This is a genomic window from Microbacterium sp. KHB019, from assembly GCF_037285405.1.
In the GTDB taxonomy this organism is placed as follows: Bacteria; Actinomycetota; Actinomycetes; order Actinomycetales; family Microbacteriaceae; genus Microbacterium.
Map to the genome: position 1 here is coordinate 113390 of NZ_JBBDHF010000003.1, position 17571 is coordinate 130960.

At 67.4% G+C, this 17571-nt stretch carries 17 protein-coding genes and 1 tRNA gene; 10 read left to right on the forward strand and 8 right to left on the reverse strand.

Annotation, left to right across the window (positions count from 1 at the left end):
• Positions 1 to 17 precede the first annotated feature (17 nt).
• The gene (locus KHB019_RS11755) at positions 18 to 923 is read left to right on the forward strand and encodes an alpha/beta fold hydrolase (RefSeq protein WP_337459034.1); all 906 of its coding nucleotides are present in this window, start codon (positions 18 to 20) and stop codon (positions 921 to 923) included.
• On the opposite strand, the gene KHB019_RS11760 is transcribed toward KHB019_RS11755, so the two are convergent.
• From KHB019_RS11760 to KHB019_RS11770, 3 genes are read right to left on the reverse strand one after another with little or no spacing between them, the layout of a single operon-like run.
• Entirely contained in the window at positions 884 to 2527 is a 1644-nt protein-coding gene (locus KHB019_RS11760; protein WP_325471903.1) for a DNA repair helicase XPB, read from the reverse strand. The genes KHB019_RS11755 and KHB019_RS11760 overlap by 40 nt on opposite strands.
• Positions 2528 to 2538: 11 nt before the next feature.
• The gene (locus KHB019_RS11765; RefSeq protein ID WP_325471902.1) at positions 2539 to 4293 is read right to left on the reverse strand and encodes a helicase-associated domain-containing protein; all 1755 of its coding nucleotides are present in this window, start codon (positions 4291 to 4293) and stop codon (positions 2539 to 2541) included.
• Position 4294: 1 nt separating this feature from the next.
• Positions 4295 to 4570 (reverse strand): multidrug ABC transporter ATPase, encoded by a 276-nt coding sequence (locus tag KHB019_RS11770; protein WP_230103560.1) that lies wholly within the window; start codon positions 4568 to 4570, stop codon positions 4295 to 4297.
• 95 nt (positions 4571 to 4665) lie between these two features.
• Here KHB019_RS11770 and KHB019_RS11775 point away from each other — a divergent pair, with 95 nt between their 5' ends.
• Complete coding sequence (locus KHB019_RS11775) at positions 4666 to 5046, forward strand: cold-shock protein (protein ID WP_337459035.1); 381 nt, start codon at positions 4666 to 4668, stop codon at positions 5044 to 5046.
• Positions 5030 to 5629, forward strand: a complete 600-nt coding sequence (locus tag KHB019_RS11780) for a DUF3027 domain-containing protein (RefSeq protein ID WP_337459036.1) — start codon at positions 5030 to 5032, stop codon at positions 5627 to 5629. The genes KHB019_RS11775 and KHB019_RS11780 overlap by 17 nt, the downstream gene beginning before the upstream one ends.
• 41 nt (positions 5630 to 5670) lie before the next feature.
• Here the strand turns inward: KHB019_RS11780 and serC are convergent, their stop codons facing one another.
• Positions 5671 to 6783, reverse strand: a complete 1113-nt coding sequence (serC, locus tag KHB019_RS11785; protein ID WP_337459037.1) for a phosphoserine transaminase — start codon at positions 6781 to 6783, stop codon at positions 5671 to 5673.
• A gap of 101 nt (positions 6784 to 6884) precedes the next feature.
• Between serC and KHB019_RS11790 the strand changes: the two genes are divergently transcribed.
• The 5 genes from KHB019_RS11790 to KHB019_RS11810 all read left to right on the forward strand — a co-directional run bounded on the left by KHB019_RS11790 (position 6885) and on the right by KHB019_RS11810 (position 10542).
• Entirely contained in the window at positions 6885 to 7586 is a 702-nt protein-coding gene (locus KHB019_RS11790) for a metal-dependent transcriptional regulator (protein ID WP_325471948.1), read from the forward strand.
• Between the two features lie 229 nt (positions 7587 to 7815).
• Entirely contained in the window at positions 7816 to 8646 is an 831-nt protein-coding gene (locus KHB019_RS11795; protein WP_337459038.1) for a M23 family metallopeptidase, read from the forward strand.
• Positions 8647 to 8970: 324 nt separating this feature from the next.
• On the forward strand, positions 8971 to 9468 hold the full coding sequence (locus tag KHB019_RS11800; protein ID WP_230103554.1) for an HNH endonuclease: 498 nt from the start codon (positions 8971 to 8973) through the stop codon (positions 9466 to 9468).
• A gap of 13 nt (positions 9469 to 9481) precedes the next feature.
• Positions 9482 to 10399, forward strand: coding sequence for an NADP-dependent oxidoreductase (locus KHB019_RS11805; protein WP_337459039.1), 918 nt, complete (start codon positions 9482 to 9484; stop codon positions 10397 to 10399).
• 68 nt (positions 10400 to 10467) lie between these two features.
• Positions 10468 to 10542: transfer RNA gene (locus KHB019_RS11810), tRNA-Arg, on the forward strand.
• 217 nt (positions 10543 to 10759) lie between these two features.
• Here the strand turns inward: KHB019_RS11810 and KHB019_RS11815 are convergent.
• The 4 genes from KHB019_RS11815 to KHB019_RS11830 all read right to left on the reverse strand — a co-directional run bounded on the left by KHB019_RS11815 (position 10760) and on the right by KHB019_RS11830 (position 14842).
• Positions 10760 to 11890, reverse strand: coding sequence for a tyrosine-type recombinase/integrase (locus tag KHB019_RS11815; protein WP_337459040.1), 1131 nt, complete (start codon positions 11888 to 11890; stop codon positions 10760 to 10762).
• An 816-nt stretch (positions 11891 to 12706) separates the two neighbouring features.
• Positions 12707 to 13546, reverse strand: a complete 840-nt coding sequence (locus KHB019_RS11820) for a F510_1955 family glycosylhydrolase (RefSeq protein ID WP_337459041.1) — start codon at positions 13544 to 13546, stop codon at positions 12707 to 12709.
• 146 nt (positions 13547 to 13692) lie between these two features.
• Positions 13693 to 14301, reverse strand: a complete 609-nt coding sequence (locus tag KHB019_RS11825) for a DUF305 domain-containing protein (protein ID WP_337459042.1) — start codon at positions 14299 to 14301, stop codon at positions 13693 to 13695.
• Between the two features lie 91 nt (positions 14302 to 14392).
• Positions 14393 to 14842, reverse strand: coding sequence for a DUF6153 family protein (locus KHB019_RS11830; RefSeq protein WP_337459043.1), 450 nt, complete (start codon positions 14840 to 14842; stop codon positions 14393 to 14395).
• A gap of 196 nt (positions 14843 to 15038) precedes the next feature.
• On the opposite strand from KHB019_RS11830, the gene KHB019_RS11835 reads away from it, so the two are divergent.
• Positions 15039 to 15299, forward strand: a complete 261-nt coding sequence (locus KHB019_RS11835) for a YHS domain-containing protein (RefSeq protein ID WP_337459044.1) — start codon at positions 15039 to 15041, stop codon at positions 15297 to 15299.
• 70 nt (positions 15300 to 15369) lie between these two features.
• Complete coding sequence (locus tag KHB019_RS11840) at positions 15370 to 17568, forward strand: heavy metal translocating P-type ATPase (RefSeq protein WP_443193211.1); 2199 nt, start codon at positions 15370 to 15372, stop codon at positions 17566 to 17568.
• Positions 17569 to 17571 lie beyond the last annotated feature (3 nt).

The window sequence follows — 17571 nt, forward strand, 5'->3', positions numbered from 1 at the left end:
CGTAGTATTCTCGGTGCATGAACGGGAATCCACCACTGCCGGAGGCGCCCGGATTCGAGCACTCGGTCATCGAGACCCCCGGCCTGCGCACCCACATCGCGACCATCGGCCAAGGCGATCCGGTCGTGATGCTCCATGGCTTTCCGCAGCACTGGTGGGAGTGGCGGCACGTCGCTCCCACCGTCGCGGCGGCCGGCTATCGCGTCATCTGCCCTGACCTGCGCGGTTCGGGGTGGACCGAGGCCATCGACCCGCGCTTCGAACCCGAATCGCAGTTGAACGACGTCGTCGCGCTGCTCGATGCGCTCGGCATAGAGCGGGCGCACCTGCTGTGTCACGACATGGGCGCCATCTCCGGCATGCAGCTCGCGTACCGGCATCCCGAGCGGGTGCGCACCATCGTGCAGCTGTCGGTGCCGCCCGGGTTCATGGAGTTCACGCCGAGGGTGATGCCGGCGTTCGCGCACATGCCCAAGCTGCTCATGCACCGGGCCGGGGGCCCACTGGACTACCTGTTCGGGCCTCGCTACGCGGCGCGACCGCTGAGCGTCGAGACTCGGGACGGCTACTTGCGCGTGCAGGAGCGGCCCGGGGTCACCAGGGCCGTCGCCGCGATGTATCGCGGGATGGTCGTCCCCTTCTCGATGCGCCTCATGCGCGGGGTGTACAAGCGGATGCGGCTGCACCCCGCGACGCTCGTCGTGTTCGGCCGCGAGGACGGGCCGTTCGCCGAGCCGACGGCTCGGCGCATCTGCCGAGACCACGCCCGTCGCGCCGACCGTTTCGAGCTCGCCTTCGTCGATGACGCCGCGCACTTCATCGTCGACGACGCGCCGGATGCCGTGGCCGCGCTCGCTCTGGTCTGGTTCGCGCGAGAAGGCGATCAGGCCGCAGCGAGAGCGTCGGCGTCCAAGATCGTGTAGCTGTAGCCCTGCTCGGCCAGGAAGCGCTGGCGGTTCTGCGCGTAGTCCTGATCGACCGTGTCGCGCGCGATCAGCGTGTAGAAGCTGGCCGTGTGGCCCGACTCCTTGGGCCGCAGCAGGCGTCCGAGTCGCTGCGCCTCCTCCTGGCGCGAGCCGAACGAGCCCGACACCTGGATCGCCACCGACGCCTCGGGAAGGTCGATGGAGAAGTTGGCGACCTTCGACACGACGAGCAGCTCGATCTCGCCCTCGCGGAACTGGCGATACAGCTCTTCGCGCTCGTCGATCGGCGTCGCGCCGGTGATCTGCGGCGCATTCAGCGCCTCGGAGAGCGTTTCGAGCTGGTCGAGATACTGTCCGATCACCAGAATGCGCTCGCCGGGGTGCTTGGCGATCAGGTCGCGCACGGCGTCGACCTTCGCCGGAGCGGATGCCGCGAGGCGATACCGTTCGTCGTCGGTCGCCGCCGCGTACTCCAGTCGGTCGTCCGCCGGCAGGTCGACGCGCACCTCGTAGCAGGCGGCGGGGGAGATGAAGCCCTGCGCCTCGATCTGCTTCCACGGTGCATCGAAGCGTTTGGGGCCGATGAGGCTGAACACGTCGCCCTCCCGGCCGTCCTCTCGCACGAGGGTGGCGGTGAGGCCGATGCGACGACGTGCCTGCAGGTCGGCGGTGAGCTTGAACACGGGTGCGGGCAGCAGGTGCACCTCGTCGTAGACGATCAGACCCCAGTCCATCTCGTCCAGAAGGGACAGATGCGCGTACTGACCCTTCCGCTTGGCCGTGAGGATCTGGTACGTCGCGATCGTGACCGGCTTGACCTCCTTGGCCTGGCCGGAGTACTCGCCGATCTCCTCGGGCGTCAGCGACGTGCGCTTGAGCAGCTCGTCCCGCCACTGACGGGCGGAGACCGTGTTGGTCACGAGGATGAGTGTGGTCGTCTTGGTCGCAGCCATGGCGCCGGCCCCCACGATCGTCTTCCCCGCGCCACAGGGGAGGACGACGACTCCGGAGCCGTCCTTGGAGAACGCGTCGACGGCATCCTGCTGATACGGCCGGATCTTCCAGCCGTCCTCCGCGAGTTCGATCTCGTGCGGGGTCCCCGGTGTGTAGCCGGCGAGGTCCTCCGCAGGCCAGCCGATCTTCAGCAGTTCCTGCTTGATCTGTCCTCGGGCCCACGCGTCGATGACGAATGTCTCGGCGGAGGGATGCCCGATCAGCAGCGGCTGGATGCGCTTGTTGTTCGCCACCTGGGTGAGAACCGCCGGGTCGGTGGAACGCAGGATCAGCGTGCCTTCGTCGTCGCGCTCGATGACCAGGCGGCCGTAGCGGTTGACCGTCTCCCGCAGATCGACCGAGACCGACGGCGGAACGGGGAAGCGCGACCAGCGGTCGAGCACCTCGAGCATGTCCTCGGCGGTGTGCCCGGCTGCGCGGGCGTTCCACAGGCCGAGCCGCGTGATGCGGTAGGTGTGGATGTGCTCTGGCGCGCGTTCGAGCTCGGCGAAGATCGCCAATTCGTGGCGGGCTGCTTCAGCATCCGCGTGCGCGACTTCGAGGAGCACCGTGCGGTCGCTCTGGACGATCAGGGGGCCATCAGACATAGCTTTTCAGTCTACCGTCCGTCGGCGGCGTCTGTCCCTGAGCCCTTCGACGAGGAACCGCCTGTCGAAGGGTCGATGACGCGTGCTGAGCGGATGCTCCTGACCGGCAGGGTGCGCTCCACGTCGGCGGCACGATCGCGTCCGCGCAGTCGTCCGCCGCCGAGGCCGCTCGCCTCCAGCTGCAGTTCGCGCGTTGTGCCGTCCGGCATCACGATCTCCACCAGGAGGACGGCCCGAGCCCGAACGGCCGCGTCGAGTTCGCGATCGAGCCAGGCGGCGTCCGCGTCCGGGCCCTGCTGAGCGCGCAGGCGGGCGATCAGCGGCTGATGGTCAGGCGCTGACGTCGTCGGAGCCTCCGGGGCCGGGTTGCGTTCGACGACCATCGGCTCTCCGTCGGCGCCGACGATCATCGCGGGGTAGCGCGCGTCGGTCAGCGTCCAGTACACCGTGTCCCGGCCGACGCGAGAGGTCAGCCCCTCGGCATCCCGTGCCAGCGCGAGCGGTCGCAGCACCTGGTCGACGCCGATCGCGTCGAGCAGCGTGGAATCCACGCTCGACACGCGTGTCCGCCCCGACCAGTCGGTGAAGACGCGCACGAGCCCGTGGCGCTGCGCCGTCTGCATCACGAGGTACTCGAGCGGTTGGGGGATGCCGGTGAGCGAGATGACGGTCAGGAAGTCGAGGATCGACGCTGCGGTCTCACCAGAGGTGAGGGCGTGCGCGATCGAATCCGCCGTGAATCGATACGAGGATGCCTGCGCTGCGGACTCGCGTTCCGCGATGTGCCGCAGTCGCACGTCCAGCGCGGGCTCGAGGGGGCCGGGCGCGATCGCGGTCAGGTCGTTCTGCAGGAAGATGCGGTCGACTTCAGAGGGCAGCATCTGCTGCAACGCCGTCGGGTCCGCCCTTTCGCCGAGTCTCAGGGGGCGGGCCCATTCCGGTTCCGAGCCATCCGCCGTGGTCAACCCGAGCAGCTCGGCGCGAGCCGCGATCCCCGCAACGCGGTCGCTCCACGTCGCGTCCCACGGATACTGGCGGTCCCACGCGTCGGTGGGCAGCCAGCCTCCGTCCGTGGTCCGCAGGCCGCGGGGAAGGGCGGAGCGGAGCGATTCGGCCAGCTCGATCCATCGATCGGATGCCGGCAGCCGCAACCACGACTCGCCGGTGGCTGTGGCATGCAGTCGGCGATCCGCGGCGATGAGGATGCCGGCGTCGAGAGCGATGGCGACGAGGTCGTCGAGCGTTTCTGCGGGCGTGCCGTTCTCGGCTATACGGCGCTTCTCACCCGCGGCCAGGCCGCCTCCGGTGAGCAGGGCGAGCGGCGTCTCGGCTGCGAGCAGCACCAGATCGGCGACCGCTGCGACGGTCGTGAAGGCCCGTTCGGCCGCCCGTGCCGCGGCGACGGAATCCGCGGGCTCAGGGTCGGCGATGTCGATGTGAGGCGGCAGCTCTCGTGCTGCGACGGCTTCCGCGACCGGCGGATACGGTGTGCCATCGGGCCGCAGCAGCGCCAGTGCGATCAGGCCATCGACGTCAGCGCCTGGGGCGTCGCCATCGGTCGCGTGGCGGAGCGCCCTCGCCTCGTCGACGGTCAGACGCGGCAGCATCCGGTCGATCGACGATTGGTCGAGCAGCGCTTCGGCCGCGTCGAAGAAGTCGGCCCATGCGGCATCCGCGCGCACGCCGCGCGCCGCGAACAGCGCCGCCAGCTGCGCGTCGGGCGCAGCGGCCAGCCACACAGCGAGCGGGCGGGCATGCGTGCTCATCTCAGGAGCGCTTGGCGGCGCGTCCCTTCCGCACGAAGGTGATGATCAGAAGCGCGATGATCATCACGAACGCGAGGGGAAGACCCCACAGCGGAATCGCGCCGACGATCGGCCAGATGCCTTCGCCGAACGCATGCTGATCCATTCCGACCCAGCTGCCGATGATGATGGCGAAGAAGCAGATCACCGAGAGCGCCGCCAGCGTCAGGGCCGTGAACGCGAGGATGCGATCGAGTCGACTGACGGGGACCTCTGGCCCGGAATTCTGCGTGCTCATCCGTCTCAGCCTAGTCCCTGGAACACCGGTAGGCTGGGGGTGGCCGCGTACGCGCGTGCCTTCATATCGGCACCATCACACAGCGAGGTTTCCCCATGCCCACCGGCAAGGTCAGGTTCTACGACGACGAGAAGGGCTTCGGCTTCATCGCCACAGATGACGGCCAGGACGTCTTCCTGCACGCCTCTGCCCTGCCCGCCGGCGCCACGGTCAAGTCCGGCGCCCGCGTGGAGTTCGGCGTGGCCGACGGCAAGCGCGGACTCCAGGCGCTCTCCGTGCGCGTGCTGGAGGCCCCGGTCAGCCTGTCGAAGGCCAAGCGCAAGCCCGCTGACGACATGGCGATCATCATCGAGGACCTCGTGAAGCTCCTCGACGGCATCGGCGGCGACCTGCGTCGCGGTCGATACCCCTCCAGCAGTCACGGTCGCAAGATCGCGGCCATGCTCCGCAAGGTCGCCGATGACCTCGACGCCTGAGCCCTCTGCCGAGGCGGACGACCGCCTGATCGGCGCGCACGATCTCGCGCTCGCCGCTCTGCAGGAGATCACGCCGGCTTCGACGATCGGCCCGGCGGCCGGGTACATCGTCGAGGAGGACGGCTCCGTCTCGTTGCGGTTCGAGAACCGGCTTCCCGGTTACCCCGGGTGGTACTGGACGGTCACGGTCGCGCGCGTCGAGGATGCCGAGCCCACCGTGCTCGAGGTCGAACTGCTGCCCAACGAGGGCGCGCTGCTCGCGCCCGAGTGGGTGCCGTGGGCGGAGCGGCTCGCCGAGTACCGCGCACACCAGGCGGAGCTCGCGGAGCAGGCGGCCGCGGCGGCTGCCGAGTCCGGCGAGGACGAAGGGGACGACGCGTCGAGCAGTTCGGACGATGACGACGTGGACGACGACCTCGACGAGGACGACGAGCCCGACATCCTGCACGCCGGTGACCTGGACGGCGTCGACATCGACGAGCTCGATGACTCGACCGACGACGACGAGTCCGACGAGGACGACTCCGACGAGTCCGATGAGGACGACGAGTCCGACTCGGACGACTCCGACGAAGAGGAGTAGTTCGCGCGGCTGATCCCCGGTTCGCGCGGGCAGTCCTGCCCTCAGGCGCCGCTGTTCTCCAGCACGTAGTCGATCGAGCGGATGAGCTGACGAACGTCGTCGGGCTCGATCGAGACGAACGTCGCGATGCGCAGCTGGTTGCGGCCCAGCTTGCGGTACGGCTCGGTGTCCACGATGCCGTTCGCACGCAGCGTCTTGGCGATGCCCGCGGCGTCGATCGACTCGTCGAAGTCGATCGTGACGACGACGGGGGAGCGGTGCGCCGGATCCGTCACGAAGGGCGTCGCGACGGCGGATGCCTCGGCCCAGTCGTACAGCGCCTGTGACGCCTCCGCGGTGCGGGCGCCGGCCCAGGCCAGACCGCCGTTGTCGTTGATCCACTGCAGCTGCGAATCGAGCAGGTGCAGTGTGGTGAGCGCCGGCGTGTTCAGCGTCTGGTTCAGGCGGGAGTTGTCGACGGCGTTCTTGAGGCTGAGGAACTCCGGGATGTAGCGGTCGCCGGCCGCGATCCGCTCGATCCGCTCGATCGCAGCCGGCGACATGGCTGCGAACCACAGACCGCCGTCGGATCCCAGGTTCTTCTGCGGGGCGAAGTAGTACACGTCCGTCTGCGTGACATCGAAGTCGATGCCGCCTGCGGCGCTTGTCGCATCGATCACCGTCAGAGCGCCGTCCGCAGTGACGCGCTCGATCGTCGCGGCGACGCCGGTCGAGGTCTCATTGTGCGGCCACGCGTAGACGTCGACCCCGTCGACGACCTCCGCGGCTGCGCGCGATCCGGGCTCAGCGCTGCGCACGTCGGGAGCCTCGAGCCACGGGGCGGCAGCGGCCTTTGCGAACTTGCCGCCGAACTCGCCGAAGGTGAGGTTCTGGCTGCGACGCTCGATGAGGCCGAAGGCCGCGGCATCCCAGAACGCGGTCGAACCGCCGTTGCCGGTCACGATCTCGTAGCCGTCCGGCAGGCGGAACAGGCTCGCGAGCTGCTCGCGGACGCTGCCGACGAGGTTCTTCACCGGTGCCTGACGGTGCGAGGTGCCGAGGATGCTCGCTCCCGCAGTGACCAGCGCCTCGAGCTGCGCGGGGCGCACCTTCGAGGGGCCGCAGCCGAAACGGCCGTCGACGGGCAGGAGGTCACGGGGAATCTCGATCGCCATGCGTCGATTCTAGGCGCGCGTCCGGAGCGCCGATTGCACTGTGACTCCGCCTGACGTCTTCGCGGGAATGTAGGCTTGCCTAAGAAGACCCGGAGGGCCAGATGACGGACTTGATCGACACCACGGAGATGTATCTCCGCACCATCCTCGAACTCGAGGAGGAGAACATCGTTCCCCTGCGCGCGCGCATCTCCGAGCGGCTCGGCCACTCAGGGCCGACCGTTTCGCAGACCGTCGGTCGCATGGAGCGCGACGGACTCGTCGTCGTGTCGGAGGACCGCACGCTCGAGTTGACGGATGCCGGTCGCCGCAAGGCGGTCGACGTCATGCGCAAGCATCGTCTGGCTGAGCGTCTGCTCTCCGATGTCATCGGGTTGGACTGGGCGTTCGTCCACGACGAGGCCTGCCGGTGGGAGCACGTGATGAGCGAGCAGGTCGAGCGTCGCCTCGTCGAACTGCTCGGTCACCCGACGGAGTCGCCGTACGGCAACCCGATCCCCGGTCTCGACCAGCTCGGCGATGCTCCGGCTCGCACGTTCGACGAGGGCGTCATCGGTCTCGTGCAAAAGCTCAACGCGGCCGGCGAGCCCATCGAAGGCACGGTGCGACGCCTCGCGGAGCCCGCCCAGGTCGACCCCGAACTGCTCCAGCAGTTGCGTGAAGCAGGCGTCGTTCCCGGTGCGCGCGGCAACTACCGCTACAGCGAGGGATACGTCCTGATCGAGATGGACGGCAACGACGAGGGGCTCGAACTTCCGGTCGAACTCGCGTCGCACATCTTCCTCGTCGGCGAGGCCGCCTGACGCCTCTCGGAAGATTGCCAGCCCGACAGGGTGACATGATCGTTATCTTCCGGTAACCTCGGACAGGTCGTCGGCGAAGAAGCCCGCCGGGGACAACCCCGTGAAGATCGCCTCCCCGGCTCGTCGTCTCCACGGTCAGATCGCACGAAGTACCCCGAGCTTGTGCCCCGAGAAGCAGAGTGCCGACGAGCCAGCGCACCCGAGCGCTGAGGCGCAGGAGGATTTCCTTTTGGCCGCAGACATCGAACCGACCACGACATCTGAACAGACCCCGAAGCGCCGACGCCCTGTCGCGCCGCGTCAGGTCGCGCGAACCATGGTGAAGCCGATGCGTTCGATCGTGATCTTCGGTGCCGTCGGCGCCCTGGTCGCCGCTGTCGCTCTGCCTGCGTATGCCGCTTCGTCCGGCCCCGTCGATGCCGCAACCACGCTGCAGCAGGTCGCCGTGGATGACGCCCAGTCTTTGGTCGTGGCATCCGCTGCGACCGCCTCGCCGCTCGACCGTTCGACCTACGGTGCGACCACCCCCGAAGAGATCGCCACGAAGAAGGCGGAGGAAGCCGCGAAGGCCCGCGCCGCCGCAACCGCCGCCGCGGCCGCTGCATCCAGCGGTGCGTCGTCCAGAAGCTTCGACGTCGGCAACTATGCGCTCGTCTCGCCGGGATCCGGAGAGGTGCGCTACCCGCTTCCTCGCGGCTCGTACACCCAGGGCCGCACCATCGGCGGCGGCCACAACGGCGCCGACATGCTCGCACCTCAGGGCACGCCGATCTACGCCGCTGCCGCGGGTGTCGTCCGCGCATCGGCCGAGAGCATCGGCGGATACGGCGTCGCCGTCATGATCGATTCCGTGGTCGGCGGGCAGAGCGTCGCGACGACGTACGGACACATGACGTACGGCTCGCGGCAGGTGCAGGCGGGTCAGACCGTCAGTGCAGGCCAGCTGATCGGCTTCGTCGGAAGCACCGGTCGCTCGACGGCGAACCACCTGCACTTCGAGGTGTGGGTCAACGGCGGCCTGTACGAGCCGTACGGCTGGCTCGCCGCCAACGCCGGCTGAGTCCGTCCTCGTCGGCTCAGGCGACACGCGCCTGAGCGTTCACCCGTCGTTTCGTCATCCGTCAGGGTGATGGGCTAACCTGTTCCCGTCGTCGCACGGACGGGAGAAGCTGATGGAACGAACTCCGAGCATCCGCACCATGGATGCACTCGGTCGTTACGTCCTTCGGCATTGCCCGCAGGGATGCACTGAGCTTGTCGTGTGCGAAAGACGTCGTCCGTAGGGCGGCGTCTTTTTTCGTTTCTGCGTATCGTCTGCCGCCCGTGTGGCGTCGTGTGAGTCGAGAGTGCCGGGAAGCCGTCCCGGCGGATCGAGAGGATGACGATGCGCACACTAGTTCTGAACGCGGGATACGAGCCGCTGGCCGTGGTCTCCTTCAAACGAGCCCTGGTGCTCGTGATGAATCAGAAGGCGACCGTGATCGAACGGGTCGAGGACGATCCCGTCTGGGCCTCTGGGGGCCCGTACGACAGACCCGCCGTCATCATCCTGTCGAGATACGTACGCGTGCCGATGAGCCGCCGGGTGCCGGTCACCCGGCGCGGTGTGCTGCGTCGTGACAATCATCGATGCGGATACTGCGGCAAAGCGGCATCCACGATCGATCACGTCATGCCGCGGTCACGCGGGGGAGCGGACTCGTGGGAGAACCTCGTCGCGTGCTGTCTGCGGTGCAACAACGTCAAGAGCGACCGCACGCCTCAGGAGATGCGCTGGGAACTGCGGTTCGTGCCGCGTCAACCGAACGGCAACAGCTGGACCGTTCGCGGCACCGAGCGCAGCGACCCCTGCTGGGAGCCGTACCTCGCGCTCGCCGCTTGAGCGAGGAGCATCGATGAGAGCGGTAGTCGCGGCCGATGAGGCCGCCGGCCTGGCAGGCATGACGATCGTGCAACGGCCTGACCCGTCTCCGGCGATCAACGACGTCATCGTCGAGGTTCACGCTGCCGGATTCGTCCCGACCGAGCTGGAGTGGCCGTCCACGTGGACGGATCGAGCTGGGCGAGCGAGGACGCCGTCGATCCTCGGGCACGAGGTCGCAGGAATCGTGAAGCAGCTCGGATACGGGACGACCGGATTCTCGGTCGGGCAGCGGGTCTTCGGCCTTGCCGATTGGCACCGCGACGGCACGCTGGCGGAGTACGTCGCGATGGAATCGCGCAACCTCGCACCGCTGCCCGGAGACGTCGATTTCACCGTGGGCGCGAGTCTTCCCATCTCCGGGCTGACAGCATGGCAGGGGCTTTTCGTCCACGGACGACTGCAAGCAGGGCAGAGCGTGATCGCGCACGGCGCGGGCGGAGCCGTCGGCGCGATGGTGATCCAACTGGCGCACGAAGCGGGAGCATACGTCATCGGAACAGGGCGTGCTGCCGACCGGGAGAAGGCGCTCGACTACGGAGCGAACGAGTACGTCGACCTGGACCGAGATCGGCTGGAGGATGTCGGCGGCATCGATCTGGTGTTCGACGTCATCGGCGGCGACATCCAGTGCCGCTCCGCTGCTCTCGTGAAGCCCGGCGGAACGCTGGTCACAGTGGTCGCACCGCCCGAGTCGCGTCCCGTCGACGGGCTGGCCATCGATTTCGTCGTCGAGGCCGACCGCGCGCAGCTCGGCGAGATCGTTCAGCGAGTTCGAGACGGTCGGCTGCGGACGAACATCGGAACGATCGCCGATCTGGATGACGCGGTCGCGGCGCTCAACCCGACTGAGCGCCGCACGGGCAAGACGATCATCCGCGTGCGTGACTGACGATCGGCGTGCGTCGTGCATGCGCGATTCTCGTGCCGCCCGATCGACTGGATAGACTTGTCTGGCCAGCCTCTGTAGCTCAATGGAAGAGCAGTTGCGTCCTAAGCAAACGGTTGGGGGTTCGAGTCCCTCCAGGGGCACCACCTCTTTTTCGCTCTGACCAGGGGTTTCTTCTGAGGTCAGACCACAGACATCGCGTTTTTGGCCGCATTTTGGCCGCATTTGAATCTCCTATGAGGCCGAAAAGGGGTCGCAGACGAGGCCCGACAAGGGGCTTCATCGAGCGTCCTCACGCGTCGAAAACGGGCATCTCGGGCGTCGCGTGGGCCGTCGCAGAACTGAGCAATCTGCTCTCGGCACTCACGTCGGTCGGGCGTAGCGTTTCTGCAGCCCCGTCGGCAGCGCGATCAAGGGCATGGCGGCGTTGAGTCGGGATGCGACGGCATCCAGATCGTCGTCGAAGAGATCGGCGTACGTGTCCAGCGTCATCGCCGCCGACGCGTGCCCGAGCATCCGCTGCACGGCCTTCACATTGGCCCCCGAACTGATCGCCAGCGAGGCGGCGGTGTGCCGAAGATCGTGCGGGGTGACCCGCGGGATCGACGGGTCGATCTCCTGCGCCCGGCGCACCGCGTTCGCGAACCAGCCCTGCGCACCCGAGTTGCGCATGTGGTTGACCCCGTCGCCGAACAGGAGACCTTCGGGCCCCTTGCCGGCGCACGCCTGCTCGATCATCGCGGCCAGGCGCTCGGGGTACGGCACCGAGCGCTTCTCGTGCGTCTTGGGCGTGCCGACATGGATCTCGTACGCGATCATCACCGCGTTCTCCTCGATCACAAGACGCCGGCGCAGCCGGTTGACGCTGCGCACCCGCAACCCCGTCGCCTCTCCCCAGCGCAGACCGGTGTACGCCAGCGTGAGAACGAGCGTCGGATGCGCCGAGCACGCCGCCAGCGTCGCCACCTGGTCGTGCGTGAGATACACGCGACGCTTACCCGGCCCCTTCCGAGGAAGGCTGCGGATATGACGGGCCGGGTTGCTCGCGAGACGGCGATCGTCGATCGCAACATCCAGGATGCCGGCGAGGACGCCGAGCGCGCGCAGCACGACGGTGCGAGATCGCTGCGTGGCAAGGTCGGACACCCAGTCCTGGACTTCCGAGCGCCGGATCGACCAGATCTCCCGCTCAGCCCACACCGGCGCCACGTGGTTCTTCCACGCCCGCTCGAGCGTCGTGTAGTACGACGGCTTCGACATCGGCGGCCGCTTGGAGCGCAACCAGCTGTCCGCGAACAAGAGGACCGGAACGCGGGACGTGGACGGATCGACGTACTCGCCCTTCGACTTCGACACCGTGACCAGCGACAGGTACAGCTCCGCGTCCCGCATCGTCGTGAAGCCGCGCTTCTGCGCCTCGGAGCGATCCGGCTTGCGATAGCGAACGCGGTACCGACGACCGTTCACCGTTTCATACGACGTGATGGTGCCCATCTCGACCTCCGATCGATGCCGGCCCGATGGTCAGTATCCGCCTAGTCTCGGACACCCGCTCGGCACCGTCAACGACACCGACGACGAATGTGGGTAGATGCAGGAGGACGTCGCCAACTGGCGTTGAGTAGGACTGGGACGCCTCCCCTCCGACGCCGAGAGTGTAGCGATCGGGCACGGCTCCGTTCTCGCCGCTCACTCCTTGCAGACTCCGCGCTGACGCGCTCCGCTTAGCAGCCGTTCGACGACGAGCACTGCGCCGTGCCCGATCGCTGGGGCGGCTGATTGTCGGAGCGGGAAGCCGTGAGGTAGACCTTGTCCGCCCCGAACCGCAATGAGGTTGCTCTGGTGGCAGCCGATTCCGGACACCCGCGAGGCACTCGAAGCGACCTGGCTAACCCACGCCCGCAGCCGCATGCACGCCTCGACATTCACGGCGCACGATCTCCTGGATTCGTTCCCGACCTCGGGTGAGGGGGCGCTCGTAGGATCAGCGCCGTGGCGATGATGACGATGATCACTGTGATGTCGTAGCTGGCGATCGTGTAGGTCCACCAGGGGCTGTCGGTCGATTGCGTGTCGGTCACCAGATGCGCGAGCGCGAGGAGCGGGCCGGTGGCCAGGAGCGCGTATCCGAGACCAACGAGACGTCGGTGTGTTCGGGCCGGATCAGTAGGCGGTTGGGAGCTGGCGCGGTTCATCGGAATATCGCTCCGATCGCGAGGAAACTGGCGGCGGCGAGGAGGACGACGGCTATCGTGGCCACCGCGATGAAGAACGTGAGATTCTGCAGCGGGTTCTTGCGCTTATCCATGGTCACTGGGCGGGGCTGAGGACGTTCGTGCCGTCGGTGGATACTTCGACGATGCCGCGGTCGTCGACGAGGATGATGCGGTCGTCGACGACGGTGAGCGCTTGGACCGCGCCCTGCAATGATTCCAATTGCTGCCAGGCACCGCTCTCATCTTGTGACCACAGGACGCCGTCGGTACCGGCGCCGAGCAGTGTGCCGTCCGTGCGCACTTCCAGAGCGTAGAGAACGGGAGCCGCGTCGATGGGCGTGAATGAATCGCCGCCATCGGTGCTGACGAGGACGCCTTCTTCCGCTGCGGCGTAGACGCCGGACTCGGTGACGGCGAGGTCAGCGGCGCCGAGAGGTGCACGCTCTGTCCAGGTGTTTCCCCCGTCGGTGCTGGTGAGCAGGTCCACTTGACTGGAGGGGATGCCGTAGAGCACGTCGTCCGGCCCTGCGGTGAGGACGTGGAAGTCGGTGGTCCCGTTCAGGGCGATCGGGGACCAGGAGTTCCCGTAGTCGTCGCTGCGGATGATGCCAAGGTTCGGGGCTCCGAGTTCAGCCGGGGTGTTCTCCCCGGGATGTCCCGACGCGAACAGCGAATCGTCAGAGACGGTGAATCCCATGGCGTCGAAATCGTGTCCGCCGACCGGTCCGGAGATCGTCCCGTCGAGAGCGAGGGTGAAGATGCCGTTGTGCGTGGCGACGAACAGGTCATCGCCACGCGGGTCGGCGGCGATGCCATGGATGTGGTCGATGCGGGGTGCCGAATCCGGGTCTCCGAGCGGTGTGGCGGTGCATCCGGTGACGATGACGGCGAGGGTGGTCACAGTGGCAGTGGCGAGAAGGAGTGAGCGTTTCATGATGGCTTCCGATGGCGGCCGCGGGACGGCCTGGCTTCGCGGCGCGCGGCAGGAGCGCACCGACATGTACTGGATGTCGAGGGCGTGGCAAAGAGGTGGCAGGTGCGGGCGGGCCGAACGTTTTCTCGGCCCGCCCGAGTCGGGTCCTAGAGCTGTCCCAGGAGTTCCTCCATCGTGGCGATCTCCGCAGTCTGATCGTCGATGACCTGCTGCGCGAGGTCGAGGACGTCCGGGTTCTGCGCGTCGTCAAGGGCGGTCTGCGCCATGTCGACAGCGCCTTCGTGATGCACGATCATCTGCTCGAGGAACAGGCGACTGGCCTCGGCGGCGTCGGCGTCCTCGAGTAGGGTCATGTCCTCCTCGGACATCATGCCGTCGTCACCGCCCATTGACCCATGGTCCATACCGCCCATGGAATCAGGGTCGTAGTCCACGTCCCAGTCTTCGAGCCATCCGAGCATCCTGTCGATCTCGGGACCCTGCGCTGCTTTGATCTGTTCGGCGAGTTCGACCACGCGTGGGTCCGCCCCGTCCTTGGCGAGCAGGATGTCGGCCATCTCGATGGCCTGCTGGTGATGCGGGATCATCATCGTGACGAACATCTCATCCGCCTCAGTCGCCTGTGAAGCCGACGACGACTGCGACGGGGAGGTGGTCTCGCTGGACGGCGCGGTGCTGTTGTCCGCGCAGCCGCTGAGCGCCAGCGCGAGTGTCAGGATGCCGGTGCTGACAGCGAGGGGGAGCTTTTTGTTCATGATTGTTCCTTCGATAAGTCGTATGAGGGTTGCGCAAGTAACGGCGCCAGAAGGCGCCACGAAACCGACCGCTCGGGTCGGCGGCGCCTACTCAGGTGCGACTTATCGAAAGGAACGTGAGCGAGGGAGCCCGCGGAAGGGCACCTGCGGCATCCCATCTCACCAGGCTCATCCCGCGGTGAAGGGGCAGGCCGCGACCCTGGATCAGCGTCGGAGGAAGCAGCAACAGGAGGCCGGCGAGCAACGCGAGCACGCAGGCCGTCAGCATGTCGTCGTGGCCCTGGCCGGGCCCGGTGCCTACATGACACGGTCCATCACAGGCGGCGCCCACGCTGTCGGGGCTGCCCATCACGTCAGGGGCGTGCTCGGCGCCTGCTGCGGACGTTGAGTGGGTGAGCCCGGGTGATCCGTGCCCGGCTGGTTCGGCGGTGAAGGTGTGCATCGCCAGCAGCCCGACGATGACCATGAGCGTGGCAGCGCCCAGCATCAATACCGCGCGCAGCGACAGCTGCGGGCGTGCGCTGCGAAACGCGACAAGCATGCGTTGATCCTCCATCCTGCTCAGGATGCTAACACCGCGGCCTATGCACCTCATCGGGTGACGAACTGACCTCGTTCGCGGATACGGGAAATGGCCGCAAGGCGTTTACTCATCCTACCGGAATACCCCATAGGGGTATACGGTTTGGGGTGGAAGACACACCGTCCGTACCGATCGAGAGAAAGAGGAACGCCACATGTCCGACTCCACCATGGGATCCTGCTGCAGCCACAACCCTAGCGCCGTCGCTGCCGACGGACGCAAGGATCTTCTCGCCCGATCAGCGGATGAGTACGCCGAATGCCCCGTCATGGTGGGCAGCACCGTCGTCAAAGCGGACGCGGAAGCCGCGGGCTTGTTCCGCGACTACGACGGCAACCGGTACTACTTCTGCTGCGCCGGATGCGGTCCCGCATTCGACGCTGACCCGGCCAGATACGCCACCGCCGCTGTCTGAGACGGCGTCACTCGTGTGCGGCTGCAGCATTTGGCCTGCACGGTTCATCAACTCCGAGGAGGATAGGTCCATGAGCACCCCGCACAATGGCGGCGCGGAGCACGCACACGCCGATCACGATCATGTGGCGCACGGCCATACCCCGTCGAACCCTGCCGCGGTGACCGCGACAGCGCACGGTTCACAGACGGACCATCGTGCAGTGCCGCATGAGCATGGCGAGTCGATGTCGCACGAGGGCCACGGTGCAACGTCCGGCCACGGTGGGCACGACGGCCACGCAGGACACGGCGATCACGTGGGACAGTTCCGCCGGCTGTTCTGGATCATGCTCGTTCTTGCCGTCCCCACCGTCGCGCTCTCCGGGATGTTCGCGATGATCGTCGGCTACACCCTCCCCGACGTTCCGGGCCTTGTCTGGGTGTCGCCCGTGCTCGGCACAGTCATGTACGCCTGGGGTGGCAAGCCGTTCCTCATCGGCGCGATCAGCGAGCTTCGGTCTCGCCGGCCGGGGATGATGCTCCTGATCGGTCTGGCCATCACGGTCGCGTTCGTCGCCTCCTGGGGCGCCACCCTGGGCATCCTGCACCATGAGCTCGACTTCTGGTGGGAGCTCGCCCTGCTCATCGTCATCATGCTGTTGGGGCACTGGATCGAGATGCGCTCCCTCGCGCAGACCACGTCTGCCCTCGACTCGCTCGCCGCTCTCCTGCCGGATGAGGCGGAACGTGTCGAGGACGACCGGGTCGTGACGGTCTCACCTGCCGAACTCATCGTCGGCGACGTCGTGGTGGTGCGACCCGGTGGGAGTGTCCCCGCGGACGGACGCATCGTCGATGGACGCGCATCGATGGACGAGTCGATGGTCACCGGCGAATCCCGCACCGTGGAGCGCAGCGTCGGCGACCAGGTCACGGCCGGAACCGTAGCCACCGATTCGGGGCTTCGGGTGGAGATCACCGCGACCGGGGATGATACGACCCTGGCCGGCATCCAGCGTCTCGTGACGGAGGCGCAGAGTTCCTCGTCCCGCGCGCAGCGCCTCGCCGACAAGGCCGCCGCGTGGTTGTTCTGGTTCGCTCTCGGTGCTGCGGCGATCACCGCGATCGTGTGGACGCTCATCGGGTTCCCCGATGCGGCCGTCATCCGCACGATCACGGTGCTGGTCATCGCCTGCCCGCACGCATTGGGCCTGGCGATCCCGCTGGTCGTCTCCATCGCCACCGAACGCGCAGCGCGCGGAGGCGTGCTCGTCAAGGACCGGCTCGCCCTGGAGAGCATGCGCACAGTCGACACGGTCCTGTTCGACAAGACCGGCACCCTCACCAAGGGCGAACCCGTCGTCTCCGAGGTCACCGCCATCGACGGCACGGACCCCGACCGGATTCTCGCACTGGCCGCGGCCGCCGAAGCCGACAGCGAGCACCCCCTTGCGAAGGCCATCGTCCGCGCGGCTGCCGACAAGCAACTCACCGTCCCGCGCAGTGCGGACTTCACGTCGTCACCCGCAGTGGGCGTCACCGCGACGGTCGAGGGAACAACCGTACGCGTCGGCGGACCGCACCTGCTCTCCGAGGAAAGCGCGAACGAACTCCCGATCGCCGATCGGTGGCGTGCAGACGGTGCCATCATCCTCCACGTCACCCAGGACGGCCGCGTTCTCGGAGCCCTGAAGCTCGCCGACGAGGTGCGCTCGGAATCCCGCGAAGCCGTCGACGCCCTTCACGCGCTCGGCGTTCAGGTCGTGATGATCACTGGAGATGCGGAGGCTGTCGCACACACCGTCGCCCAGGAGCTCGGCATCGACCGTGTCTTCGCCGGGGTCCGCCCCGAGGACAAAGCCGCCAAGGTCCAGGAGCTCCAAAACGAGGACCGGAAAGTCGCAATGGTCGGCGACGGCGTCAACGACGCCCCTGCCCTCGCACAGGCGGACGTCGGGCTCGCGATCGGCGCCGGCACAGATGTCGCGATCGCCTCAGCCGGCGTCATCCTCGCCAGCGACGACCCTCGCTCAGTGCTCTCCGTGATCGAACTGTCACGGGCCTCGTACCGGAAGATGAAGCAGAACCTGTGGTGGGCCGCCGGCTACAACCTCATCTCCGTGCCCCTCGCCGCCGGCATCCTCGCCCCCATCGGCTTCGTGCTTCCGATGTCGGTCGGAGCGATCCTCATGTCGTTGTCCACGATCGTCGTCGCCCTCAACGCACAGCTGTTGCGCCGACTCGATCTGCGGCCCGACACCACGACCCGCGCCATCCTGAATCGATGACGC